This is a genomic window from Pseudoduganella sp. GW821-FHT11H04 (assembly GCF_058807935.1).
Map to the genome: position 1 here is coordinate 736164 of NZ_JBXARE010000001.1, position 23738 is coordinate 759901.

Below are 23738 nucleotides of genomic sequence, written 5' to 3' on the forward strand. Positions count from 1 at the left end.
GTGGCATGACCATCGATATTAGCCAGTTCTACCAGGTCTTCTTCGACGAAGCGGAAGAACTGCTGGCTGAAATGGAGCGCCTGCTGCTGGCGGTCGACATCGAGACGCCCAGCGAAGAAGACTTGAACGCGATTTTCCGTACCGCGCACTCGGTGAAGGGCGGGGCGTCGACGTTCGGCGTGACCGATATGAGCGAGGTCACGCACGTGCTGGAAACGCTGCTGGATCGCATCCGCAAAGGCGAAATGGCGTTGACGTCGACCCACGTCGACGCCTTCCTGGCCGCCAAGGACATCCTGAAGATGCAACTGGACGGCCACCGCAATGGCGCCGCCGTCGACCAGGAAGCGGTGGGCGACGTGCGCATGATGCTGCAGGAACTGGCGCAGGACGTGCACATCGAAGCCATGGCGCCGGTGGCGTCGGGCTTCAGCACGCCGGAGGCACAGGCCGTGGACCACAGCGGCGGCAAACGCTATCGCCTGGAACTGCCGCCCATGGTGCACCGTGAAGTGGAAGCGCTGGCCGCCGAACTTGGCCTGATGGGCCATGTGGAGCTGATGCCGCTGGACGCCGAACGCCACGCCATGATCGTCACCACCCACGAATCGCTGGACGATATTGTGGCCATCTGCTCCTTCGTGATCGATGCCGACCAGATGCAGGTCAGCGAACTGCCGGCACTGAGCCCGACCCAGGCGGCGCGCGAGAATGCGGAACGTGAACGCAAGGAAGCGGAGCTGGGCTACGGCTTCTTCGACCCGCTGCCGCCGGGCGGTGCAGGTCCCGCCGCAACCACCGCCACCGCAGCTACGCCTGCGGACGGCGAAGGCTACGGCTTCTTCCAACCGCTGGAGCAAATCCGCTCAGACGCCGGCGCTGCAATGGAAGACGCACGCGGTTACGGTTTCTTCCAGCCGCTGGAAGTGATCCGCGCCCAGGCCGGCATCAAGGATGCGCCGGCGGAAGCGCCGAAACCTACTGAAGAACAGGAAAAGAAAGCCGCCCGCAAGGAAGCGGAAAAACAAGCCCACGCACCGGCCGGCGGCGAGTCGTCCTCTATCCGCGTGTCGGTGGAAAAAGTCGACCAGCTGATTAACCTGGTCGGCGAACTGGTGATCACGCAGGCGATGATCGAGCAGCGCGCCGGCACGCTGGACCCGGTGCTGCACGAGAAGCTGATGAGCGGCATTTCCCAGCTCACCCGCAACACGCGCGACCTGCAGGAATCGGTGATGTCGATCCGCATGATGCCGATGGACTTTGTGTTCTCGCGCTTCCCGCGCATGGTGCGCGACCTGGCCACCAAGCTTGGCAAGAAAGTCGAATTCGTCACCAGCGGCGCCGCCACGGAACTGGACAAGGGCCTGATCGAGCGCATCGTCGACCCGCTGACCCACCTGGTGCGCAACTCGATCGACCACGGCATCGAAATGCCGGATGTGCGCAAGGCTGCGGGCAAGTCCGAAACGGGCCGCCTGTTCCTGTCCGCCTCCCACCAGGGCGGCAGCATTATCATCGAAGTATCCGATGATGGCGGCGGCTTGAACCGCGATAAGATCCTGGCGAAAGCCCGCCAGAACGGCTTGCCGCTGTCCGATAATATGAGTGACGCCGACGTCTGGCAGCTGATATTCGCGCCGGGCTTCTCTACCGCCGAAACGGTGACCGATGTTTCCGGCCGCGGTGTCGGCATGGATGTGGTCAAACGCAATATCACCGCCATGGGCGGTACTGTCGACATCCGTTCCGCCAAAGGCTTTGGCACCACGATGTCGATCTCCCTGCCGCTCACGCTGGCCATCCTGGACGGCATGCTGATACAGACCGGCGAAGAAGTCTACATCCTGCCGCTTGGCTTCGTGCTCGAATCGCTGCAGCCGGCGCCGGAAGACGTGAAGGAGATCAGTGGCAAGGGCCGCGTCATCAAGGTGCGCGGCGAATACCTGCCTTTGATCCCGCTATACCAGATTTTCGATATCGAACCGCGCTTTACCGATCCATGCCAAGGCATCCTGGTGATCGTGGAGACCGAGGGCAAGAAAGCCTGCCTGTTCGTGGACGAGCTGGTTGGCCAGCAGCAGGTTGTGGTCAAGAACCTGGAATCGAATTACCGCAAGGTGACCGGCATTTCCGGCGCCACCATCCTCGGCGACGGAGGCGTGTCGCTGATCCTGGACGTGACAGCGCTGGTGCGCTCCTCGCGCCAGCTGGTTGACGAATCAAACTTTGTAAAGGAAGCACCATGAGCGACGCAGCGAGCGCCGGCACCGCAGTCCAGGAATTCCTGGCATTCAAGCTGGGATCCGAGGAGTACGGCATCGACATCCTGAAAGTTCAGGAAATCCGCGGCTACGAGGCCGTGACCCGCATCGCAAACGCCCCTGAATTCATCAAGGGCGTGATCAACCTGCGCGGCATCATCATTCCGGTGGTGGACATGCGCATCAAATTCAAGCTGGGCGAACCGGTGTACGATCAATTCACCGTCGTCATTATCCTCAACATCAACGGCCGCGTGGTAGGCATGGTCGTTGATTCGGTGTCGGATGTGACCTCGCTGACCGAAGAACAGATCAAGCCGGCGCCGGACATGGGCACGGCCTTCAGCACGGAGTACATGATTGGCCTGGGCACCATCGATGAGCGCATGCTGATCCTGGTGGACATCCAGCGCCTGATGTCGAGCCCGGAAATGGGCTTGAGCGAAAAACTGGCGGCATGATCCGCGACCGGGACATCGCCACGAGGTCCCGGAAAATAATAGACAAACAGGGAGAACACAAATGAACGCGCGGGATTACAAGATTGGCACGCGGCTGGGTTTCGGGTTCGGCGTGATTTTACTGATCCTGGTCGGCACGGTACTGCTGACCAATGTGCTGAACTACCGCAACAAGTCGGCCTTGATGACCGGCCTGGAGCTGACCAGCGCCAAGGAATTGCAGGCGCAAGCCATGAAGAGCGCGATGCTCGAAACCGGCATTGCCATGCGCAATATCGGCCTGCAGTCGGACGTCAGCCTGATGCAGAAGGAAGAAGAGAAGGTCAAGGCCAACCGCGCCCGCTACGACGCGGCGCGCAGCAAGCTGCAAGGCCTGGGCCTGAACGACGCCGAGAAGAAAGTCCTGAACGACATCTCCGCGCTGCAAACCGACGTCGACGCCGCATTCAAGGAAGCCATGGGCCAGATTATGGCCTTCAACGCAGAAGGCGCCGCGAAAGTCATCGCCGGCCGCATCGACCCGCTGAACCAGCAAACCCTGACTGCGCTGAACAAGCTGGTGGACCTGCAGCAGACCGCCGCCAACGACTTCAAGGACAGCTCCAACAAGGGCGATCGCAACCTGACCATGTGGATGGTGGTGCTGGCCGCCGTGGCGGTGGGGGTGGGCATCGTATGCGCCCTGGTGATTACCAAGTCCATTACCGGCCCCTTGTCTGGTGCGGTGGAAGTGGCGCAGAAAGTCGCCGCAGGCGAACTGACTTCGCAAGTGACGGTGGAAGGCAAGGATGAAACCTCCGAGCTGCTGCAAGCGCTGAAAGACATGAACGACAGCCTGGTGAAAACCGTCGGCCAGGTACGCACCTCGACCGACACCATCACCACCGCCTCGCAGGAAATCGCCACCGGCAATGCCGACCTGTCGGCCCGCACCGAATCGCAGGCTTCCTCGCTGGAGGAAACCGCGGCATCGATGGAAAACCTGACTTCCACCGTGAAGCAGAATGCCGACAATGCACGCCAGGCCAACCAGTTGGCAGTGTCCGCATCCTCGGTGGCGGAGAAGGGCGGCCAGGTGGTGTCGCAAGTGGTCGACACCATGGGCTCGATCAAGCAGTCCTCGACCAAGATCGTGGACATCATCGGCGTGATCGACGGCATCGCCTTCCAGACCAATATCCTGGCGCTGAACGCAGCGGTGGAGGCGGCGCGCGCCGGTGAACAGGGCCGCGGGTTCGCCGTGGTGGCATCGGAAGTGCGCAACCTGGCGCAGCGCTCCGCCGCAGCGGCGAAGGAAATCAAGGCCCTGATCGACGACTCTGTCGACAAAGTGGATGCAGGCGGACGCTTGGTCGACGAAGCCGGCCAGACCATGGGCCTGATCGTGACCTCGATCAAACAGGTGGCCGACATCATGGGCGAAATCACCGCCGCGACCCTGGAACAAAGCCATGGCATCGAAGAAGTGAATGCCGCCATCGGCCAGATGGATGAAATGACGCAGCAGAATGCCGCCCTGGTGGAAGAAGCCGCGGCCGCAGCGGAATCGATGCAGGAACAGGCTTCGCGACTGGCGGACGCAGTGGCCATCTTCAAGCTGGCCGGCGATGAATTCGCCAAGCGCAGCGTCGCGCCGGCACCGCGCAAGGCCAAGCCCGCCGTACCTGCACGCAGCAACGCCATCGTCGCAGCCGCGCCAGCCGCAGCGCAGCCGCCGAAAAAGAAAATCGCGGCAGCCGCCCCATCCGGCGATGATTGGGAAGAGTTTTAATGTCCATGTAATAGCGGAGGCCAACACAAATGGCGCTGACCAGAGAGACCGTGAAAGAGTTTGATTTCAACGGCAAGGATTTTGAACGGGTCCGCGCAATGATCTACAAGCGGGCCGGCATTGCGCTGGCCGATTCGAAGCAGGAAATGGTGTACAGCCGGCTGGCGCGACGCTTGCGCGCCACCGGCATCAATACTTTCCTGCGCTACCTGGACGACCTGGAAGCAGGGCGCCTGGGCAATGGCGAGTGGGAGGCGTTCACCAATGCGCTGACCACCAACCTGACCTCGTTTTTCCGCGAATCGCACCACTTCCCGCTGCTGGCCGAACACCTGAAGGCCAGGCGCGGGGAACAGATCAATATCTGGTGCTCCGCCAGTTCGACTGGCGAAGAACCGTATTCGATAGCGATCACCTGCTGCGAAGCGTTCAATACGTTGACGCCGCCGGTGCATATCCTCGCCACCGATATCGACACCAATGTGCTGGCTACGGCGGCCAATGGCGTCTACCCGATGGAGCGGATCGAAAAGCTGACAGCCGAGCAGCAGCGCCGCTTTTTCCTGAAGGGACGCGGCGCCAACGAAGGCATGGCGCGCGTGCGCCAGGAGCTGCGCTCGCTGATCACCTACAGGCAAGTGAACCTGCTGGACGAGAAGTGGGACATCCGTCCCGGCTTCGACGTGATTTTCTGTCGCAACGTGATGATCTACTTCGACAAGGCGACCCAGCGCAAGATCCTGTCGCGCTTCGTGCCCTTGATGAAACCGGATGCCCTGCTGTTTGCCGGCCATTCCGAGAACTTCCTTTACGTGTCGGACGCTTTGAAGTTGCGCGGTAAGACTGTCTACGAGCTCGATGAGCGCAAGAGGGCATGACATGGATAAAGAACAATTCGCGACCAATGTCTATTACGACAGGACCTTCGACTGCGACGCGGCCAAGATCTTGCCGGGCGAGTACTACTACACCCATAAGGACATGCTGATCGTGACCGTGCTTGGGTCCTGCGTGTCGGCCTGCATCCGCGACCGGCTGACGGGCCTGGGCGGCATGAACCATTTCATGCTGCCCGATGGCGGCGCTGACCAGAATAGCCCGGTGTCTGCCTCGGCGCGTTACGGCACGTATGCAATGGAGGTGCTGATCAACGACCTGCTGAAGGCCGGTGCGCGGCGCGATAACCTGGAAGCCAAGGTGTTCGGCGGCGGCGCGGTGCTGAAGGGCTTCACCGCGATCAATGTGGGCGAACGCAATGCCGCCTTCGTGCAAAGCTTCCTGAAAAACGAAAAGATCCGCATTGTGGCGGAAGACCTGTGCGATATCTACCCGCGCAAGGTGTACTTCTTCCCCAAGACCGGCAAGGTGCTGGTCAAGAAACTGATGCAAACCCATAACGACACCCTGGCGCAGCGTGAGAACGACTACGCCAACCGCCTCAAGTCGAAACCTGTGGCGGGCGAGGTCGAGCTGTTCTGAAAAAGCCAGGTGTAAAAATGAACAAGATCAAAGTCCTGATTTGCGACGACTCTGCGCTGATCCGTAGCGTGATGACCGAGATCATCAAGAGCCAGCCGGATATGGAAGTAGTGGGCGTCGCGCCCGATCCGCTGGTGGCGCGCGAGTTGATCAAGCAGACCAACCCGGATGTGCTGACGCTGGACGTCGAAATGCCGAAGATGGATGGCCTCGACTTCCTCGAGCGCCTGATGCGCCTGCGGCCGATGCCGGTGGTGATGGTGTCTTCGCTGACCGAGCGCGGCTCCGAAATCACGCTGCGCGCGCTGGAACTGGGCGCGGTCGATTTCGTCACCAAGCCAAAAATTTCGATCCAGTCCGGCATGCGCGAGTATGCCGACCTGATTTCCGACAAGATCCGCGCGGCCTCCAAGGCCCGCGTGAGGGCGCGCACCTTGCCTGCAGCCGGGGCGGCGGGTGAGGGCGCCGCGCCGCTGCCGCAATTACGGAATCCACTGATGTCTTCGGAAAAACTGATTATTGTCGGCGCGTCAACAGGCGGCACCGAAGCCATCCGCGAATTCCTGATGCAAATGCCGTCGGACTGCCCGGGCATCCTGATCACCCAGCATATGCCGGAAGGCTTCACTAAATCCTTCGCCAAGCGCCTCGATTCCCTGTGCAAGATCTCCGTGATGGAGGCGCAGGGCAACGAGCGCGTGCTGCCAGGCCACGCTTACATTGCGCCGGGCCACTCGCACCTGCTGCTGACGCGTTCCGGCGCCAACTACATGACCAAATTGGACCAGGGCGAGCCGGTCAACCGCCATCGCCCTTCAGTCGACGTGCTGTTCCGCTCCGCCGCCCAGAATGCGGGCAAAAACGCGGTCGGCGTGATCCTGACCGGCATGGGCAAGGATGGTGCTGCAGGCATGCTGGAGATGAAGAACGCCGGGGCGTATAATTTCGCGCAGGATGAAGCCAGTTGCGTGGTCTTCGGCATGCCGCGTGAAGCGATCGCCGTCGGCGCTACCCATGAAGTCGGCGCCTTGCAGGCGCTGCCCGGCATGGTATTGGGTTACCTTTCACAGCATGGCTCGCGCGCATTGCGCGTTTGATACGGGTATGGTTTTAAGTTCGCCTTGGGGCAATGAAAATGCTATCCTACAACTTGCTGGGAACACCACTTTAATTAATAACCGCGTAAGTAGAAACAACGGAGCAATTCATGGCTGATCCAAAGATGAAATTTTTGGTTGTTGACGATTTCTCGACGATGCGTCGCATCGTGCGAAATCTCTTGAAGGAACTGGGTTATGCCAACGTGGACGAGGCGGAAGACGGCGTCATGGCGCTGGCCAAGCTGCGCGCGGAGCAATTCGACTTCGTGGTGTCCGACTGGAATATGCCGAATATGGATGGCCTGACCATGCTGCAGAACATCCGTGCCGACCCCGCACTGGCCAAGCTGCCTGTGTTGATGGTGACCGCCGAGGCCAAAAAGGAAAACATCATCGCGGCTGCGCAAGCAGGCGCCAACGGCTATGTGGTGAAACCGTTCACCGCCGCCACCCTGGATGAGAAGCTGAACAAGATCTTCGAAAAGCTCGGCGCTTGATCCCAGCCTTGCAACACCAACAGTAGTTAGCGGCGGCAGCCATGGCCGCCGCTGTTCCATCCTGAGCCCAGCATAAGACTACGTATGCATCAGACACATTTCCTGGTCCGTGAGCCCCTGCTCGATCCCGAGCAGCGCGTGGTTGGCTACGAACTTACCTGGCAACAGCAAGACGCACATGCCCAGGCCCCTACGCTGGAAGAACTCGAAGGCCTCGTCGGCTTCGTCGCCAGCCAGGTGAACCATGCGGAACACGGTTGGCTGCTCAAGCAGAAAACCCTGTTCCTGCAAGCCGTGCCCGGCATGCTGTCGACCGATTCCATGTTCGACATGCCGCCCGAACATACCGTGCTATCCCTCAAGACCTCCGAGCTGGCCAATCCGACCACGCTGGCGGCGGTGCAGGGCTTGCGCGCCGGCGGCGTCGGCATTCTCTTGCGCGAAGCCGACCTGGCGCGCGTAGGCAGCCGCCTGGGTACCATCTGCTCCTACGTTGAAGTACGATTTACCGGCGCCGACGTGGCCGAGCAGGCGCGTGCCTATTCGCTGCTGAAGACGTCCAATATCCGCATGGTGGGCCGGCCGGTCACCACCTGGGCTGATTTCGATGCCTGTGCCGCACTGGGCCTCGATGCCTTCGTCGGCAAGCTGCACCTGACCCCGCGCCCAGGCAGCGAAGGGCAGGGCTTGAATCCTTCGCAAACAATCATTTTGCAACTGATGCAGATGGTGAATGCCAATGCCGATATCGCCCAGCTGGAAAGCGCATTGAAGCGCGATGCGGCCCTGACCTACAAGCTGCTGCGCTACATTAACTCGGCCGGTTTCGGCGCGGGCCGTGAAGTGCAGTCGCTGAAGCAAGCCATCCAGCTGATGGGCTACCAGCCGCTGTACCGCTGGCTCACCCTGCTGCTGGCGACCGCTTCGACTTCCGGCTTCTCGCCGGTGCTGCTGGAAACTGCCGTGGTGCGCGGCCGCCTGGCCGAGCTGCTGGGCCAGAAGGCGCTGGGCAGGGCGGACGCGGAAAATATCTTCGTGGCCGGCATGTTCTCGCTGCTGGACCGCCTGCTTGGCATGCCGATGAAGGACGTGCTGCAGGAAATCCAGCTGCATGAAGAAGTCGTGAAGGCGCTGCTGACGCGCGGCGGCAAGTATGGCCCATTCCTGGCGCTGGCCGAAGCCTGCGAACTGAACTCGAACCTGGTCAGCTCGCTGGCCGAATCCCTGTCCCTGACTCCAGAGGACGTCAACAAGGCCCACCTGTCCGCCCTGGCCTGGACCCAGAGCGTCACGACCTAGAGGCATGCAGTCCCAGCCCGCATATAGCTTATGGCAGTTGATGCTGTATTTCCTGCGGCTGGGGGCGTTGGGCTTTGGCGGGCCGGTCGCGCTGGTGGGCTATATGCAGCGCGACCTGGTCGAGCGGCGGGCCTGGATTTCCGACGCAGACTACCGCGAAGGTTTGGCGCTGGCCCAGTTGGCGCCGGGACCATTGGCCGCGCAGCTGGCAATCTACATCGGCTACGTCCATTACAGCATCCTGGGCGCTACGCTGGCTGGCGTAGCCTTTGTCGTGCCGTCCTTCCTGATGGTTGTTGCGCTTGGCTGGGCCTATGTGCACTTTGGCGGCCTGCCGTGGATGCTAGCGGTGTTCTATGGCGTTGGCGCTGCGGTCATCGGCATCATCGCCCTGAGCGCGAAGAAGCTCACGGAGAAGAGCATCGGCAAGGACAAGCTGCTGTGGGCGATTTACCTGCTGCTGGCAGCGGTCACGGTCGTGACGGAATCGGAAGTCGCCTGGCTCTTCATCGCGGCCGGCGTGCTGACCTGGCTGCTGCGTGCACCGCCGAAGTGGCTGGGCCGGACCGGCATGAATGCCGTTGCCGCTTTCCAGTTGCCGCAGGCGGGCGCCATCGTCGGCTCGCTTGACGTATCGCTGCTGACGCAGCTGGGCATATTTTTCGCCAAGGCCGGCACGTTCGTGTTTGGTTCTGGACTTGCGATCGTCCCCTTCCTGTATGGCGGCGTGGTGACTGAGCATCATTGGCTGACGGAGCGGCAGTTTGTCGATGCCGTCGCGGTGGCGATGATTACGCCGGGGCCCGTGGTGATTACGGTTGGCTTTATCGGCTTTCTGGTTGCAGGCCTGGGAGGCGCTGTCGTCGCGGCCTTGGCCACTTTCCTGCCGTGCTACCTGTTCACGATCATCCCGGCGCCATACTTCAAGAAATACGGTAAGCAGCCGGCCGTCGCCGCCTTCGTTGACGGCATCACGGCGGCGGCTATTGGCGCCATTGTCGGTTCGGTGATCGTGATCGCCAGGCGCTCAATCAGCGATATCCCCACCGCCTTGCTGGCGCTGGCGGCGGCAGCCTTATTGTGGAAGGTAAAAAAGCTTCCTGAACCTGTGATCGTTGCCGGTGCGGCGCTGATTGGTTTGGCGATTTATCCCTTGCTGCACCCGGTTACCTGAGGCGCAGCGGCTCCAACGCCTGGGCAACCAGTTGGGCCGCCTGTTCCATATTGCGCCCAACCAGGAACAGGCCCGGCGCCAGGTTGCCCGAGTCGACCTGTCCGTCCGACAGTGCATTGATCCTGGCGGCGAAACCGGCGAAGAAAGCCTGCTGCTCGTGCGAGGATGGCGGCGTCAACAGGTCGAATTCAACTTCGAGGTTGCCCTTCAGCTTGAGTTGCGGGACTTGGGGCAGCGCATAGCCAGTCAAGGCGCGCCGTTCCAGCACCGCTTCGCGCGGCAGGGGGCGGAATGATTCGCCGCCATCCAGGAACAGATTCGCGTAAGGAACCATGGCCGTACACAGCATGCCATCGCGCAGGGGGCGGGTCACTTCGACGCCGATGGCGTGGCAGGCTTCGATTGTGCCAGCGTGTACATACGGCGAATCAAGGTGGCAGAACTGGATACGCTGGCCCTGGGAACGAATCAGGTCGCCCTTGCCGTCGCGCAGAGGGATAGTGGAGGGCAAACGACCTTCCGGCGACAGCAGGTCGTAGTCGCGCAGGATTGCCAACAGGGCCTCGTAGCGGCGTGAAGCCTGGGTGAAGAATGCTGAGTCAGCTGCGCTGATCTGGTTGCCCCCGCCATAGCCATAATTGATGACATGGCGGAAGCCGCCGCGGCGGTAGATGTCGATGGTGTTGGCACCGTCTTTCAGGATGGTGTCGAGGCGATCGGCCGAGAAGTAGAGCAGCAAACCTTCGATGCTGATCTGGCCGCCGCACATGCCCTTGAGGTTCTGTTCCATGGCGAAGCGTACGCCAGGACCGTCGACACCATCTGCCAGCAAGCCCACCATGGCGGCGTGGATGCGGTCGGTGTAGCGGTAGTCGCGGTCGGCCTGGCGCAGTTGGGCAGGCAGTTGGCGGAAGCCTTCGGGAATACCCTCAAGGCTGGATTCAGCAATGCTTTCGCGTTCGATGGTGGCGTAGACGCCGCAGTCTTCCAGCGCGGCCTGGTAGCGATTAGCCGTGCGCAGGTCGACCCCGCGCTTGACCGCGACCGAAGGCATGGCCAGGAATCGCTCTGTTTCTGCTTCGCCGCGGCCGGTGAGTTTGGCCAGGCGTGCTACGGTTTCCACCTTATCGGCCGCATCGCGGCGGCCGCGCATCGTCACGCTGAAAGACATCATCGGCAGCTTAAATTTCCAGGTTGTCGATCAGGCGGGTGGTGCCCAGCTTTGCCGCTGCCAGTACGACCAGCTTTTCGCCTTGCGCCAGGTCGCCGGCGTTAGGTGGTTGCAGGTCGTTGCGTTTGCGGATGGAGATGTAGTCCGGCTTCCAGCCGCGCGAGGCCAGTTCTTCCATGGCCTTGTGTTCCAGCTGGAACACGTCGAGGTGGCCGGAGCGCACTTCGTCCGCCACCTGGTTCAGGGCGCGGTACAGGGAAGGGGCTTCAGCGCGTTCGTCGGCCGACAGGTACATATTGCGCGAGGACAGGGCCAGGCCATCGTCGGCGCGGTAGGTTTCGGCTGCGATGATTTCGGTCGGCATGCCCAGCTGGCGCGCCATATTACGAACGATCATCAGCTGCTGGTAGTCCTTCTTGCCGAACACTGCAACCTTAGGCTGCACGCAGGAGAACAGCTTGGTCACCACGGTGCAGACGCCACCGAAGAAGCCTGGACGGAACTCGCCTTCCAGGGTGTTGCCCAAACCGTCCGGCGGCTGCACGCGGTATTCCTGCGGCTCCGGGTACATATCTTTTTCGGTCGGCGCGAACAGCACGTAGACGCCTTCCTTCTCCAGCTTTTCCACGTCAGCCTGGAAAGTGCGCGGGTATTTGTCGAAGTCCTCGTTCGGGCCGAACTGCAGGCGGTTCACGAAAATGGAGGCCACCACCGGGTCGCCATGCTTGCGCGCCAGGCGCATCAGGGACAGGTGGCCTTCGTGCAGGTTGCCCATGGTTGGCACGAATGCGGTACGCAACTGGCCACTCAGCTGGTCGCGCAATTCTTCGATGTTCGAAATGATTTTCATAGTTTTTTTCAGGCAGGCGAGTAAGCCAGGCGCACGTAGATCGGTGCGAAGGGCTCCGCCTGGGTAATTTCAATCAGGGTTTCCTTGGCCAGCTCCAGCATCGCCACGAAGTTCACGACCACCACCGGCGGCGGCGATTCGGGATTGAACAATTCGGTGAATTCGATGAAGCGGCTCGATTGCAGTTTGCGCAGGATGGATGTCATGTGCTCGCGCACCGACAGCTCCTCTCGTGTGATCTTGTGGTGCTGCTTGAGCGTGGCGCGCTTCATGAGCGTGCGCCATGCGTCCTGCAGGTCGACCACGGCGACTTCGGGCCAGGTCGGCACCAGGCTTTGTTCGATGAAGATCTGGGTGCGTACGAAATCGCGGCCAACCTGGGGCAGGGTGTTCAGCTCATAGGCGGCCAATTTGATTTGCTCGTACTCGAGCAGGCGGCGCACCAGTTCGGCGCGCGGGTCTTCCGCTTCCACATCGAGGTCGTGCTGGCGCTGCGGTAACAGCATGCGAGATTTGATCTCGATCAGCATGGCGGCCATCAGCAGGTATTCTGCGGCCAGCTCAAGGTTGGTTTTGCGGATTTCTTCGACATAGCTCAGGTATTGCAGCGTCACCTGGGCCATCGGGATGTCGAGGATGTTGAAGTTTTGTTTGCGGATCAGGTACAGCAGCAAGTCCAGCGGGCCTTCGAAGGCATCGAGGATCACTTCCAGCGCGTCGGGCGGGATGTAGAGGTCGTTTGGCAGCTTGAGCACCGGCTCGCCGTACAGGCGTGCAAAAGCGGCGCCATTGGCTTCTGCCGTGGCGCTCGCTTCGGGTGGCGCGTTATCCGCGCCGCTGCTTGGTCCGCCTGCATCAGGCGGCAAATCCGCGGCGACGGCCAGTTCAGCCTGCTCGGCTTGTTCGTCCACCGCGTCTTTTGGCGACATGCTGTGTGCCGTCCCGGCTCTTATACCTTGTTCTGGTACACGTAAGCCTGTTGCTTGACGTTCGAAGCCTTGTTACGGGCCTGGTCGTCCAGCGAAGTCGAAGGCTTGTCCCACAGGATGGAGCGGCCTGCTTGCTGGCCAGCTTCGATCTCAGGATTCTTGGACTTCAGTTCCTTGATGAACAAGGAGTGGTCGGATTCGTATTTGTGGTTCTGCTTAAGAAATTTCATATTGTGAAAATAACGGGGTTCAGCAACAAACATTCTACCGTCTTTTCCGACTAGAAACGATGCCGAATGCCCGCTACGTAGGTATTTCCTTTGCTAGCGTTGCTAATCTTGTCGTACATCAGCACTGCATACAGGTCGGTGCGGGGTGACAAGTTGTAGTCATAGCCTGCGGCGCCCGTGTCGCGATGGAATTCCGGCACTATTTTTGCCTTTTCGGTAAGGCGCGACCAGGACACCATCCAGCGTCCCGCGCCGCCCTGGACAGGGACGGTGAAGCCAGCCTGGACGCTATGGCCGTCGCGCTCGCTGACCTTGGCCTGGTGGTCGGAGTAGGAAGCGTACAGCTTGACCACTTTGAAGTCGTAGGAAACGGCGGCCAGGTAAGTGCGCTGCTGGGGCACAGTTGGCGAGACGCCAGGCCCGAAACGCACATCCTGCGCACCAAGGGTCACGGCCAACTCCTTGCCGACGTACTTGGCGACGGCTGCCCAGTTGTTATTGTGCGCGCCGGTTTGTTCGCCCAGCGAGTATTGGGCGATGAAGGTGGTGTCGTGCACCGGGTTCGACGCGTACTGGACAGAATTGCTCCAGCCGGTATCGCCCAGGGTGGCATTGCCGCCCGGGATGGTAAAGATTTGGTTAATCAGCGGCGAGAATTTGGTCGACGGCCCAAACGGATTGATCTGGCCCGCTGCAATGAACAGTGGATTGCCGATCCGTCCCAGGCGCACCATGCCGAACTGGCCGGCCAGGCCGACGTTGGCATTGCGCGCGAACATGGCTTCGCCGTTCACGCGGCCGCCTTCGCCGGTGTCGCCGCGGAAAAATCCCTCTAGCTGGAATTGGGCCTTCAGCCCGCCGCCCAGCGCTTCCGCGCCGGAAAAGCCGTAATAGGAAGTGATCATGCCGCCGCTGTTGACGGCAACAACTGATTGGGGCGCGTTGGCGGTCGCAGTGCGGCCTGCAAAGGCGTCGACGACGCCGTAAATATTGACTTGGGTTTGCGCCGATGCGGCGAATGGGAGGGTGAGGGCGATTGCTGGGAGCAGTTTTTTCATCGTGAGTAGCTACCTTCTTAATATTGTTGTTTCGGCCTTCTCCTGCTGCGTCCCATTGTCCCTGCTGCCAAGTTTCACGACAAGCAAAACTTCCTTCGGCGTTGTATCCTTGCGGGCTATATGAAAGCCCGCACAGCAATACTTCTGACGATACCGCCGATCCTGTGGGCGGGGAATGCGATTGTCGGACGCATGGTGGCGCACGAGGTTCCGCCAATTTTGTTGAATTTCCTGCGCTGGGCGATTGCTTTCGTTTTGCTTCTCCCGTTCGCCGGCCCGGTTTTTCGGCGCGATAGCGGCTTGTGGCCGAACTGGCGACGCTTTACTGTTCTTGGCTTGCTCGGGATCGGGCTCTATAACGCCCTGCAATACCTCGCTTTGCAGAGTTCCACGCCGATCAATGTGACACTGGTGGCGTCTGGCATGCCGGTCTGGATGATGCTGACTGGCTGGCTGTTTTTCGGAGCAGGCGTATCGCGCCGCCAAGTTGCGGGCGCGGTTTTATCGATTGCCGGGGTATTACTGGTATTGGCGCGCGGCGAATGGTCGCATTTAATGGAATTGCGCCTGGTGGCCGGCGATATATTCATGATCCTGGCCACGATTGCCTGGTCTTTATATAGCTGGCTATTAATTCGCACCACCGGCCCGGCCGATATTCGCGGCCATTGGGCTAGTTTCCTGTTGGCGCAAGTGGCATTTGGCGCCGTATGGTCGGGATTATTTGCGGCCGGCGAGGCGGCAATCTCTTCCGCGACAACTCACTGGGGCTGGCCGCTTATTGCCGCGCTCGCCTATGTCGCGATTGGCCCGGCGATTATTGCATTTCGCTGCTGGGGCGCCGGAGTTCAACAGGCCGGGCCGGCGGTCGCCTCATTCTTTGTGAATCTCACGCCTTTATTTACGGCCCTGCTGTCGTCCCTGATTCTCGGTGAATCGCCGAAAATCTACCACGCAACCGCCTTTATCCTGATTGTCGGCGGGATTATTATCTCCTCCGGCCGTGCGACAGCACGCCACTGAATCTGATAACTTCAAATTTTGCACTTTGGAGGTTGCCATGCGTACCTTCACTTGGGCCGCCCTCGCTGCGGCCATCCTGCTCACCGCCTGCCAGAAGCCCCCACCCAAGCCGCCGAAACCGATCGCAATAGTGAGCCAATCGGCAGCGTGATCACGCCATTCTTTGGCGCGCGTCGATAAAATTGACACGCGCCTCGCCTTTCGCTTGCCCGGAGTCTGGCCTGGATATTGCAGCTTAAGACTCGCAATCACTCAAGGGAGGCGAAAATGAATGAAATCGCATCGGCAGCCCAAACAGTCAAGGATCAGGTCCTGGTCGCCGCAATGCTCGATGGGGCGCACCCGCAGGATAAGACCGCGGTCGAAATACGCTACAACCAGTTTTACCAAAACTTGCCGTTGGACGCATTGAAAGCCTGGCGCCGTGAATCGCAGCAACTATTCGGCCAGCAACCTGTGTCGGAATCTTTACATAAGCGCGAGCGGTCAGCGCTACAAGATCAATTGCGTCAGTGTATTAAGGAATTCGCCCCGGATTTATACGCGAAGGCGACGACGATCAGTGAACTATTGGCTAAAACAAAGTTCGATGACGTTAAAGGGCGCCATTTGAACGCACCGTTCAACAAGGGCCATGTCATGGATGGGCCAAATGTGAACGGCGTGGTGATTTTGCCGCCGCCCGATGGCATGTTCTGGTGGTCCAGGACCGAGGCTTTTTCCAGTGATGCTGGCTTGCAGGCGCAATTCGAGACCGATGGCCTGCATTTCTTTGGTCATATCAATTACGGTGGCGACCGGCTTATCCAGAGGAATATTGGCGCCACGGCCAGTTTTATCCTCGACCCCGTCCGCATACCATCGTCGTCGAACGGACGCTGGCGTTCCGCGCCGTGGGTGGAGCTGTTTGGCCGGCTTGATGGATGGACCGGCTTCTACGACGGGCTGTGGGCGGCAGACGATAAATGGAGCAAATGCCGGCTCTTCCTGCGCCAGACGGCTTTGCAGTTCATTAATTCAAAGCCGCAAATTCTGGCGTCGAATACCGAGCTGCGCCCCTTGATCCTCGAGGAGAACAATTCGCGGGCCGTGCATTGCGATTTGCCTGGCTTTGTGCCGATGCCGATGATCGAAATGGGTCTAATCGACAGCAATGAGAAGGTGCATGTCGATTTGGAGGTCAGGTTCGATATTGAACTGGAGGGCGACTCGTATATTGGGTTCAGTCCCCAAGTCAACCCCTTCCAGTCGGTGCTGTTACGCCACTTCCAATGGCCCATCGCTGCGATCTAGCGATGCGATAATTGACCAACTCGACACGCCACCACAGCGGATCAGTATTTCAGCAGGCGCCGCATAACCAGCGGGGCTGGTTCAAGTGGGTTGGCGTGGGAGTATTCCAGCTCTTCGGCGAGAGTGAATTCGTAAGCGGTGTAGAAGTCGATCAGCTTGGGCTGGTCGCTGCGCACGGCCAGGCGGACCTCTTCGATGCCGGCGGCGAGGGCGTGATGGATCACGGCTTCCAGCAGGTGCTGCGAGAGGTTGGTGCCGCGGTAGTCGGTAATCACGCCCATGCGCAGGATTTCCCACACGTCGGGCTCGGCATCGAGCGGCAGCCAGCGTACGGAGCCGATTGGGGTTTCGCCGTCCAGCAAAATAAAACCGCCGCCGTCGCGCAGGTGGTCGGCGACGTAGACGGCGGTTTCACGATGGCCGCTGGAGGTGACGCTGACCTTGCCGGCCCACGCTTTGCGCGTGAGCTCGGCGATCAGTGAGGCATCTTCAGCAGTCGCCTCGCGGACTAATATGCCCATGCTTAGCGCACGCGCATGCCCGGCTCAGCGCCCGGCCATGGGTTCAGTACGTAGATGCCTGGGTTGGCTTTCTCATCCTTGGCGGAGGCAGCCAGCACCATACCTTCGGACACGCCGAACTTCATCTTGCGCGGAGCCAGGTTGGCGACCATCACGGTCAGCTTGCCGACCAGGTCTTCCGGCTTGTACATCGATTTGATGCCGGAGAAGACGTTGCGGTAGCGGCCTTCGCCCACGTCCAGGGTCAGGCGCAGCAGCTTGCCGGCGCCTTCCACGTGTTCGCAGTTGACGATCTTGGCGATGCGCAGGTCGATCTTGGTGAAGTCGTCGATCGAGATTTCCGGGGACAGTTCTTCGATGTCGCCTGCAGCTGGCGCCTCGAGCGCTGGCGCGGCTTCAGCGGCGACTGCAGCCGGTGCCGGAGTTGCAGCGGCTTGCTGCGCCGGCGCATCGAACAGGTCTTCAATCATCTTGGCGTCGACGCGGGTCATCAGGTGGCTGTAAGCGCCGATGGTACGGCCCAGCATTGGCTGCCATGCGGCGCCGCTGGCGACCGAGGTGTCAGCCCAGGTGTAAGCCGTATCGTTCAAGAAGGTGCGCACATTGGTGGCAACGCCCGGCAGCACCGGCGACAGCAGGATGGTCAGCTGGCGGAACAGGATCAGCGCTGCGGTGCAAACGTCGTGCAGCTCGGCGACTTTCGATTCGTCCTTGGCCAGGATCCATGGCTTGTTTTCGTCGACGAAGCGGTTGGCCACGTCGGCGATTTCCATGATTTCGCGCAGGGCTTTGCCGAATTCGCGCGATTCGAAGTTTGCGGCGATGGAAGCCTGGCGTTCGGAGCCATCTTCTGCAACCAGGGCCTTCTTGATCCATTCCTGCGAAGATGCGGACAGTTCAGAAGCCAGCTTGCCATCGAACTTCTTGGCGATGAAGCCTGCGCAACGGGACGCGATGTTGACGAACTTACCGATCAGGTCCGAGTTCACGCGAGCCACGAAGTCGTCGCCGGTGAAGTCCAGGTCTTCGACGCGGGAGTTCAGCTTGTAAGCCAGGTAGTAGCGCAGCCACTCCGGATTCATGCCCAGGTTCAGGTAGCGCAGCGGCGAGATGCCGGTGCCGCGCGACTTGGACATTTTCTCGTTGTTCACGGTCAGGTGGCCGTGCACGGCAACCTTCATGCGGTCGATGGTCGGGTGCTGGGCGAATTCCAGCATCGCAGGCCAGAACAGCAGGTGGAAAGAGACGATGTCCTTGCCGATGAAGTGGATCTGTTCCGTGCTTGGATCGGCCAGCAACGCGTCGTAGTCGATGCCTTTCTTGCCACAATAGTTCTTCAGCGAAGCCAGGTAGCCGACTGGCGCATCCAGCCAGACGTAGAAGTATTTGTTAGGTGCATCAGGGATCGGGATGCCGAAGTAGGGCGCATCACGCGAGATATCCCAGTCGGCCAGCTTTTCACCCGCTTCGCCCAGCCACTCGGAAACCTTGTTCACCATCTCCGGCTGCAAACGGCCAGGGGTGTTCAGCCAGTCGCGCAGGAATTCGAAGCAGCGCGGGTCGGATAGCTTGAAAAAGTATTGTTCCGAAGGCTTCAGGATCGGGGTGGCGTTGGTGAAGACCGAGTACGGGTTAATCAGGTCGGTCGGCTGGTAAGCCGCGCCGCACACTTCGCAGTTATCGCCGTATTGGTCCTTGGCGTGGCACTTAGGGCACTCGCCTTTGATGTTGCGGTCGGCCAGGAACATGCCTTTGACCGGGTCGAAGAAGCGGTCAACGGTCTTGGTCTGGATCAGGCCAGCTTCGCGCAGCTTGCGATAGATGCCCTGGGACAGTTCCACGTTTTCCGGCGAATCGGTGGAGTACCAGTTATCGAAAGCGATGTGGAAACCGTCAAGATATTGCGGACGGCCGGCGGCGATCTTGGCCACGAACTCCTGCGGGGTGATGCCTTCCTTTTCAGCGGCGATCATGATCGGGGTGCCGTGGGTGTCATCGGCGCCCACGAAATGGACTTCGCGCAAACCATCGCCTTCAGCCTGCATTCGCTGGAAACGGACCCAGATATCGGCCTGGATGTACTCCATCATGTGGCCGATGTGGAAGGCAGCGTTTGCGTATGGCAGGGCAGTGGTGACGAACAGCTTGCGAGTCATAATTGATGCGCTTGTAAGGTGGATAAAAAGAGCATTTTACCAGTGGATGCGCTAGACTGCGCCATCACCAATGGAGAATTGCATGAGTATCACTGTAGATGACGTCAAATCAGCACTGTCCAAAGTAATTGACCCTAATACCAATAAGGACTTTGTCTCCTCGAAGTCCGTCCGCAACCTGAAGGTCGAAAGTGGCGAAATCAGCCTGGATATCGAACTGGGTTACCCGGCAAAGTCGCAAATCGAATCGATCCGCGCCAATGTGCTGGCTGCACTGCAGCCGCTGGGCGCCAAGGTCAACCTGACTGTCACCACCAAAATCATTTCCCACACCGTGCAGCGCGGCCTGAAGCTGATGCCGAACGTGAAGAATATCATCGCTGTGGCCTCGGGCAAGGGCGGCGTCGGCAAGTCGACCACCGCAGTCAACCTGGCGCTGGCGCTGGCTGCCGAAGGCGCGTCGGTTGGCGTGCTGGATGCCGATATCTACGGCCCTTCGCAGCCAATGATGCTGGGCGTTTCCGGCCGTCCGACCACGTCCGACGGCAAGACCATGGATCCGATGGAAGGCCATGGCATCCAGGTTTCCTCGATCGGTTTCCTGATCGATCCGGATGAACCGATGGTGTGGCGCGGCCCGATGGTTACCCAGGCTTTGCAGCAGTTGCTTGAACAGACCAACTGGCGCGACCTGGATTACCTGATCGTCGACATGCCGCCTGGTACCGGTGATATCCAATTGACCCTGTCGCAGAAAGTGCCGGTCACCGGCGCCGTAATCGTCACCACCCCGCAGGACATCGCCCTGCTGGATGCGCGCAAAGGCCTGAAGATGTTCGAGAAAGTCGGCATCCCGATCCTGGGCGTGGTGGAGAACATGAGCACCCATATCTGCTCCAACTGCGGCCACACCGAAGAAATCTTCGGCCATGGCGGCGGCGAAAAGATGTGCGCCGACTTTGGCGTGGACTTCCTGGGCGCGCTGCCTTTGAAGCTGGCGATCCGCGAGCAGGCCGATTCCGGCAAGCCTACCGTAGTGGCCGAGCCGGATGGCGCCGAAGCTGCCATCTACAAGGCGATTGCACGCAAGGTGGCTGTGAAGGTCGCCGAAAAAGCCAAGGATTTGAGCAGCAAGTTCCCAAGCATCGTCATAAAGCACGACTGATGCGGAGCGCCATCTCCTGCGCGGCGTTGGTCGCCTTTGCCGCGGTGGCCGCGTTGACCGCCTGCTCGTCGCCGCGTCCAGCCGCCGGACCATTTGCGCCGGCTGTTGTGCCTCCGCCCCCGGTGCTAGCACAGGGCACGGCGTCCGCATGGGCGCCGCAACGCACTTCGGCAGATGCGGAGTTGCGCGGCCTGTCCGTGTTAAGCGAGAAGCTTGCGTGGGCCAGCGGCGCTAAAGGCACGGTTTTGCGCACTATCGATGGCGAAAACTGGACCACGTTGACCGTGCCCGGCGCGGAAGCCTACGATTTCCGCGACATCGAAGCATTCGACGCCAACACCGCAATCGTGATGGGTGCAGGCCCGGGCGCCGCATCTCGCATGTACCGCACGCGCGACGGCGGCGCCACCTGGCAACTGCTGGTCGTGAACCAGGAGCCCGAAGGCTTCTGGGATGCCATGGCGTTCTGGGACGCCCGCAACGGCATTGTATTCGGCGACCCGGTGCGCGGCGCATTCGCGATCCTTGTCACGACCGACGGCGGCGAAAACTGGCAGCCGGTCAACGACCCCAGAGGCTTGGCCGCCTTGCCGCAAGAGGGCGCATTTGCCGCCAGTGGCACCTGCCTGAGCGTAGGCGGGAAGGGTGACGCATGGTTCGTCACCGGCGGCGCAGCGCAATCGCGCGTCTTCCGCTCGGTCGACCGCGGCCACAACTGGCAAGCAGCCACGCTGCAGATTCCAGCCGCAGTCGCCAGCAAGGGCGCGTTCTCGGTTGGCTTTGACGGCAAAGGGCGCGGCCTGGTCGCAGGCGGCGACTACAAGGAGCCGAGCCTCGGCACCCTGAATGGCTCCGTCAGCACGGATGGCGGCGCAGGCTGGTCGCCCGCCCAGATCCTGCCGTCCGGCTTCATGTCCGCCGTGGTCCCGGTGCCAGGTACCAACGGCACTTTCGTTGCTGTTGGCCTGGCAGGTTCCGGCTATACCCGCGATGGCGGTAAAAGCTGGACAATTATCGAGAAGGAAACGAAACTGAACGCCGTTGGCTTCACGGCGAGCGGCACAGGATGGGCAGTCGGCCCGAAAGGCCTGATCGTCAAGTATGTTGGACCCCCAATTAAATAAGGAGAGAGACATGAAGAAGATCCTGGCGGGCATTGCAATCGCCCTCGCAGCTGGCGCCGCGGCAGCGCAATCAGTTGATTTCACCGAACCAAAAGACGGTGCAGTCGTCAGCAGCCCATTCAAAGTCAAATTCGCCGTAACCGGCATGGAAGTGAAGCCCGCCGGCACGATGGACAACAACACCGGCCACCACCACCTGATCATCAATGGCGACAGCATGAAGGTCGGCGAATCGGTCCCATTCGACGAAACCCACCTGCACTTCGGCAAAGGCCAGACCGAAACCGAAGTCAAGCTGCCACCCGGCACCTACAAACTGACCATGCAATTCGCCAACGGCGCCCACCAAAGCTACGGCCCCGGCCTGTCGAAGAGCATCACCGTCACCGTCAAGTAACTCGAAAGTCGGGGTCAGGTCGAGCAAATGGACATTTTGCGCAGCAAAATGTCCATTTGCTCGACCTGACCCCGACTTTCATTACGGTAGAATGACGCCTTTATATTTTTCTGCATTCCATTCGAAATGACTCAAGTCCGTACCCGTTTCGCACCTAGCCCGACCGGTTTCCTGCACGTTGGCGGTGCGCGTACTGCGCTGTATTCCTGGGCCTTTGCTCGCCACTTCGGCGGCACCTTTGTGTTGCGTATCGAGGATACCGACCTGGAACGTTCGACTCCGGAAGCCGTGCAAGCCATCCTGGATGGCATGAAGTGGCTGGGCCTGGATCATGACGAAGGCCCGTTCTACCAGATGCAGCGCATGGATCGCTACCGTGAGGTTGTGGCGCAAATGCTGGCCTCCGGTACTGCCTATCATTGCTATTCCTCGCCGGAAGAAGTGCAGGCTATGCGTGACAAAGCCACCGCAGCGGGAGAAAAGCCGCGTTACGACGGTACCTGGCGTCCGGAAGAGGGCAAGACCCTGCCGGCAATCCCTGCCGACCGCAAGCCAGTCGTGCGCTTCAAGAACCCGCTGGATGGCGATGTGACCTGGAACGACGTGGTCAAAGGCACCATCACCATCGCCAATAAGGAGCTGGATGACCTGGTCATCGCTCGCCCAGACGGCACCCCGACTTATAACTTCTGCGTGGCAGTCGATGACTGGGACATGAAGATCACTCACGTGCTGCGCGGCGACGACCACGTGAACAACACTCCGCGCCAGATCAACATCCTGCGTGCCATCGGTGCCGAGCTGCCGCAGTATGGCCACCTGCCGATGATCCTGGGTTCCGACGGTGCCAAGCTGTCCAAGCGCCACGGCGCCGTCAGCGTGATGGAATACCCGGCCCAGGGCTATCTGCCGGAAGCCATGCTGAACTACCTGGCCCGCCTGGGCTGGTCGCACGGCGACGATGAGCTGTTCTCGATGGAGCAGTTCTGCGAGTGGTTCAACCTGGAGAGCCTGACCGCATCGCCAGCCCAGTTCAACTACGACAAGCTGGCCTGGGTCAACAACCACTGGATCAAGCAATCCGACAATACTCGCCTGGCTGAGCTGGTCACGCCTAAGCTGCTGGCCGACGGCGGCAAGCTGGAAGGCGCGCCTGAGCTGCCGCTGGTGCTGGCGTTGCTGAAAGACCGCACCAATACCATCAACGAACTGGCCGATGCCGCCATGCTGTTCTATCGTGCGCCGAATCCCGATGCTGCCCTGATGACCCAGCATTACACCGATGCGGTGAAGCCAGCCGTGGCCGACTTCGCCGCCCGTATCGCTACCGTCGAGTGGACCAAGGAAGCCATCGCCGCCATGATCAAGGACGTATTGGCAGCCCACGGTCTGAAAATGCCTCAGCTGGCCATGCCTCTGCGCCTGATGGTGGCTGGTCAGTTGCAGACGCCTGCCATCGATGCAGTGCTGCAATTGTTTGGACGCGACACTGTGGCTGCCCGTTTAGCCAAATTTGCCTAAATATTTTCGACAATCTTGCAATTTGGCATTTGCAATTTACAGAAGGGCTGCTATACTTCTGTCTCCTTGCAAAACGGGGGTATAGCTCAGCTGGGAGAGCGCTTGCATGGCATGCAAGAGGTCAGCGGTTCGATCCCGCTTACCTCCACCAGTTTTGCGAAGGAAAAGCAGTAAAAGAAAGTCCAGGGTCCCCATCGTCTAGAGGCCTAGGACATCACCCTTTCACGGTGAGTACCGGGGTTCGAATCCCCGTGG

Annotated in this window: 22 protein-coding genes and 1 tRNA gene; 16 read left to right on the forward strand and 7 right to left on the reverse strand. The window is 60.4% G+C overall.

Going from position 1 to position 23738, the window contains the following annotated elements:
* Window positions 1-5: 5 nt before the first annotated feature.
* The 9 genes from cheA to AC1RTP_RS03750 all read left to right on the forward strand — a co-directional run bounded on the left by cheA (window position 6) and on the right by AC1RTP_RS03750 (window position 10045).
* Window positions 6-2249, forward strand: coding sequence for a chemotaxis protein CheA (gene cheA / locus AC1RTP_RS03710; RefSeq protein ID WP_498604830.1), 2244 nt, complete (start codon window positions 6-8; stop codon window positions 2247-2249).
* Window positions 2246-2725, forward strand: a complete 480-nt coding sequence (locus AC1RTP_RS03715) for a chemotaxis protein CheW (protein WP_498604831.1) — start codon at window positions 2246-2248, stop codon at window positions 2723-2725. Before cheA ends, AC1RTP_RS03715 begins: the two co-directional genes overlap by 4 nt.
* A 61-nt stretch (window positions 2726-2786) precedes the next feature.
* A complete protein-coding gene (locus AC1RTP_RS03720) occupies window positions 2787-4496 on the forward strand; it encodes a methyl-accepting chemotaxis protein (RefSeq protein WP_498604832.1) in 1710 nt (569 codons plus the stop codon).
* 29 nt (window positions 4497-4525) lie between these two features.
* Window positions 4526-5374, forward strand: coding sequence for a CheR family methyltransferase (locus AC1RTP_RS03725; protein ID WP_498604833.1), 849 nt, complete (start codon window positions 4526-4528; stop codon window positions 5372-5374).
* A complete protein-coding gene (gene cheD, locus AC1RTP_RS03730) occupies window positions 5355-5975 on the forward strand; it encodes a chemoreceptor glutamine deamidase CheD (RefSeq protein WP_498604834.1) in 621 nt (206 codons plus the stop codon). The genes AC1RTP_RS03725 and cheD overlap by 20 nt, the downstream gene beginning before the upstream one ends.
* 17 nt (window positions 5976-5992) lie before the next feature.
* Window positions 5993-7072, forward strand: a complete 1080-nt coding sequence (locus tag AC1RTP_RS03735; protein ID WP_498604835.1) for a protein-glutamate methylesterase/protein-glutamine glutaminase — start codon at window positions 5993-5995, stop codon at window positions 7070-7072.
* Window positions 7073-7182: 110 nt separating this feature from the next.
* Window positions 7183-7572, forward strand: a complete 390-nt coding sequence (cheY, locus tag AC1RTP_RS03740; RefSeq protein WP_028104141.1) for a chemotaxis response regulator CheY — start codon at window positions 7183-7185, stop codon at window positions 7570-7572.
* A gap of 84 nt (window positions 7573-7656) precedes the next feature.
* Complete coding sequence (locus AC1RTP_RS03745) at window positions 7657-8871, forward strand: EAL and HDOD domain-containing protein (protein WP_498604837.1); 1215 nt, start codon at window positions 7657-7659, stop codon at window positions 8869-8871.
* A gap of 4 nt (window positions 8872-8875) precedes the next feature.
* The gene (locus AC1RTP_RS03750) at window positions 8876-10045 is read left to right on the forward strand and encodes a chromate transporter (protein ID WP_498604838.1); all 1170 of its coding nucleotides are present in this window, start codon (window positions 8876-8878) and stop codon (window positions 10043-10045) included.
* Here AC1RTP_RS03750 and AC1RTP_RS03755 read toward each other — a convergent pair.
* Genes AC1RTP_RS03755 through AC1RTP_RS03775 form a run of 5 tightly spaced genes read right to left on the reverse strand, consistent with a single transcriptional unit; the run spans window position 10038 to window position 14283 of the window.
* Window positions 10038-11219 (reverse strand): hypothetical protein, encoded by a 1182-nt coding sequence (locus AC1RTP_RS03755; protein ID WP_498604840.1) that lies wholly within the window; start codon window positions 11217-11219, stop codon window positions 10038-10040. The two genes, AC1RTP_RS03750 and AC1RTP_RS03755, sit on opposite strands and share 8 nt — an antisense overlap.
* Window positions 11220-11226: 7 nt before the next feature.
* A complete protein-coding gene (gene panC / locus AC1RTP_RS03760; RefSeq protein ID WP_498604842.1) occupies window positions 11227-12066 on the reverse strand; it encodes a pantoate--beta-alanine ligase in 840 nt (279 codons plus the stop codon).
* An 8-nt stretch (window positions 12067-12074) separates the two neighbouring features.
* On the reverse strand, window positions 12075-12995 hold the full coding sequence (locus AC1RTP_RS03765) for a segregation and condensation protein A (RefSeq protein ID WP_498604844.1): 921 nt from the start codon (window positions 12993-12995) through the stop codon (window positions 12075-12077).
* 20 nt (window positions 12996-13015) lie between these two features.
* Window positions 13016-13225, reverse strand: coding sequence for a DUF3460 family protein (locus tag AC1RTP_RS03770; RefSeq protein ID WP_498604846.1), 210 nt, complete (start codon window positions 13223-13225; stop codon window positions 13016-13018).
* Window positions 13226-13275: 50 nt separating this feature from the next.
* The gene (locus tag AC1RTP_RS03775) at window positions 13276-14283 is read right to left on the reverse strand and encodes a porin (protein ID WP_498604848.1); all 1008 of its coding nucleotides are present in this window, start codon (window positions 14281-14283) and stop codon (window positions 13276-13278) included.
* 120 nt (window positions 14284-14403) lie between these two features.
* Here AC1RTP_RS03775 and AC1RTP_RS03780 point away from each other — a divergent pair, with 120 nt between their 5' ends.
* Both AC1RTP_RS03780 and AC1RTP_RS03785 read left to right on the forward strand, forming a co-directional pair.
* Complete coding sequence (locus tag AC1RTP_RS03780; RefSeq protein ID WP_498604850.1) at window positions 14404-15306, forward strand: DMT family transporter; 903 nt, start codon at window positions 14404-14406, stop codon at window positions 15304-15306.
* 267 nt (window positions 15307-15573) lie between these two features.
* The gene (locus tag AC1RTP_RS03785) at window positions 15574-16599 is read left to right on the forward strand and encodes a hypothetical protein (protein WP_498604852.1); all 1026 of its coding nucleotides are present in this window, start codon (window positions 15574-15576) and stop codon (window positions 16597-16599) included.
* 41 nt (window positions 16600-16640) lie between these two features.
* On the opposite strand, the gene AC1RTP_RS03790 is transcribed toward AC1RTP_RS03785, so the two are convergent.
* Both AC1RTP_RS03790 and metG read right to left on the reverse strand, forming a co-directional pair.
* Window positions 16641-17120 (reverse strand): GNAT family N-acetyltransferase, encoded by a 480-nt coding sequence (locus AC1RTP_RS03790; RefSeq protein ID WP_498604854.1) that lies wholly within the window; start codon window positions 17118-17120, stop codon window positions 16641-16643.
* Window positions 17121-17122: 2 nt separating this feature from the next.
* Window positions 17123-19276 (reverse strand): methionine--tRNA ligase, encoded by a 2154-nt coding sequence (gene metG, locus AC1RTP_RS03795; protein WP_498604856.1) that lies wholly within the window; start codon window positions 19274-19276, stop codon window positions 17123-17125.
* 82 nt (window positions 19277-19358) lie between these two features.
* On the opposite strand from metG, the gene apbC reads away from it, so the two are divergent.
* The 5 genes from apbC to AC1RTP_RS03820 all read left to right on the forward strand — a co-directional run bounded on the left by apbC (window position 19359) and on the right by AC1RTP_RS03820 (window position 23634).
* Window positions 19359-20441 (forward strand): iron-sulfur cluster carrier protein ApbC, encoded by a 1083-nt coding sequence (gene apbC / locus AC1RTP_RS03800; RefSeq protein ID WP_498604858.1) that lies wholly within the window; start codon window positions 19359-19361, stop codon window positions 20439-20441.
* On the forward strand, window positions 20441-21565 hold the full coding sequence (locus tag AC1RTP_RS03805) for a WD40/YVTN/BNR-like repeat-containing protein (RefSeq protein ID WP_498604860.1): 1125 nt from the start codon (window positions 20441-20443) through the stop codon (window positions 21563-21565). Before apbC ends, AC1RTP_RS03805 begins: the two co-directional genes overlap by 1 nt.
* 10 nt (window positions 21566-21575) lie before the next feature.
* Window positions 21576-21962 carry a DUF4399 domain-containing protein gene (locus AC1RTP_RS03810; protein WP_498604862.1) on the forward strand — a complete coding sequence of 129 codons (387 nt, stop codon included), beginning with the start codon at window positions 21576-21578 and terminating at the stop codon, window positions 21960-21962.
* A 126-nt stretch (window positions 21963-22088) separates the two neighbouring features.
* Window positions 22089-23483, forward strand: a complete 1395-nt coding sequence (gene gltX, locus AC1RTP_RS03815) for a glutamate--tRNA ligase (RefSeq protein ID WP_498604864.1) — start codon at window positions 22089-22091, stop codon at window positions 23481-23483.
* A gap of 75 nt (window positions 23484-23558) precedes the next feature.
* A tRNA-Ala gene (locus AC1RTP_RS03820) sits at window positions 23559-23634 on the forward strand.
* The last annotated feature ends 104 nt before the right edge of the window (window positions 23635-23738 follow it).

Bases quoted from the DNA above. Each gene is read 5' to 3' on its own strand.
- cheA (WP_498604830.1), top strand. From the start codon at position 6: ATGACCATCGATATTAGCCAGTTCTACCAGGTCTTCTTCGACGAAGCG.
- AC1RTP_RS03715 (WP_498604831.1), top strand. From the start codon at position 2,246: ATGAGCGACGCAGCGAGCGCCGGCACCGCAGTCCAGGAATTCCTGGCA.
- AC1RTP_RS03720 (WP_498604832.1), top strand. From the start codon at position 2,787: ATGAACGCGCGGGATTACAAGATTGGCACGCGGCTGGGTTTCGGGTTC.
- AC1RTP_RS03725 (WP_498604833.1), top strand. From the start codon at position 4,526: ATGGCGCTGACCAGAGAGACCGTGAAAGAGTTTGATTTCAACGGCAAG.
- cheD (WP_498604834.1), top strand. From the start codon at position 5,355: ATGAGCGCAAGAGGGCATGACATGGATAAAGAACAATTCGCGACCAAT.
- AC1RTP_RS03735 (WP_498604835.1), top strand. From the start codon at position 5,993: ATGAACAAGATCAAAGTCCTGATTTGCGACGACTCTGCGCTGATCCGT.
- cheY (WP_028104141.1), top strand. From the start codon at position 7,183: ATGGCTGATCCAAAGATGAAATTTTTGGTTGTTGACGATTTCTCGACG.
- AC1RTP_RS03745 (WP_498604837.1), top strand. From the start codon at position 7,657: ATGCATCAGACACATTTCCTGGTCCGTGAGCCCCTGCTCGATCCCGAG.
- AC1RTP_RS03750 (WP_498604838.1), top strand. From the start codon at position 8,876: ATGCAGTCCCAGCCCGCATATAGCTTATGGCAGTTGATGCTGTATTTC.
- AC1RTP_RS03755 (WP_498604840.1), bottom strand. From the start codon at position 11,219: ATGATGTCTTTCAGCGTGACGATGCGCGGCCGCCGCGATGCGGCCGAT.
- panC (WP_498604842.1), bottom strand. From the start codon at position 12,066: ATGAAAATCATTTCGAACATCGAAGAATTGCGCGACCAGCTGAGTGGC.
- AC1RTP_RS03765 (WP_498604844.1), bottom strand. From the start codon at position 12,995: ATGTCGCCAAAAGACGCGGTGGACGAACAAGCCGAGCAGGCTGAACTG.
- AC1RTP_RS03770 (WP_498604846.1), bottom strand. From the start codon at position 13,225: ATGAAATTTCTTAAGCAGAACCACAAATACGAATCCGACCACTCCTTG.
- AC1RTP_RS03775 (WP_498604848.1), bottom strand. From the start codon at position 14,283: ATGAAAAAACTGCTCCCAGCAATCGCCCTCACCCTCCCATTCGCCGCA.
- AC1RTP_RS03780 (WP_498604850.1), top strand. From the start codon at position 14,404: ATGAAAGCCCGCACAGCAATACTTCTGACGATACCGCCGATCCTGTGG.
- AC1RTP_RS03785 (WP_498604852.1), top strand. From the start codon at position 15,574: ATGAATGAAATCGCATCGGCAGCCCAAACAGTCAAGGATCAGGTCCTG.
- AC1RTP_RS03790 (WP_498604854.1), bottom strand. From the start codon at position 17,120: ATGGGCATATTAGTCCGCGAGGCGACTGCTGAAGATGCCTCACTGATC.
- metG (WP_498604856.1), bottom strand. From the start codon at position 19,276: ATGACTCGCAAGCTGTTCGTCACCACTGCCCTGCCATACGCAAACGCT.
- apbC (WP_498604858.1), top strand. From the start codon at position 19,359: ATGAGTATCACTGTAGATGACGTCAAATCAGCACTGTCCAAAGTAATT.
- AC1RTP_RS03805 (WP_498604860.1), top strand. From the start codon at position 20,441: ATGCGGAGCGCCATCTCCTGCGCGGCGTTGGTCGCCTTTGCCGCGGTG.
- AC1RTP_RS03810 (WP_498604862.1), top strand. From the start codon at position 21,576: ATGAAGAAGATCCTGGCGGGCATTGCAATCGCCCTCGCAGCTGGCGCC.
- gltX (WP_498604864.1), top strand. From the start codon at position 22,089: ATGACTCAAGTCCGTACCCGTTTCGCACCTAGCCCGACCGGTTTCCTG.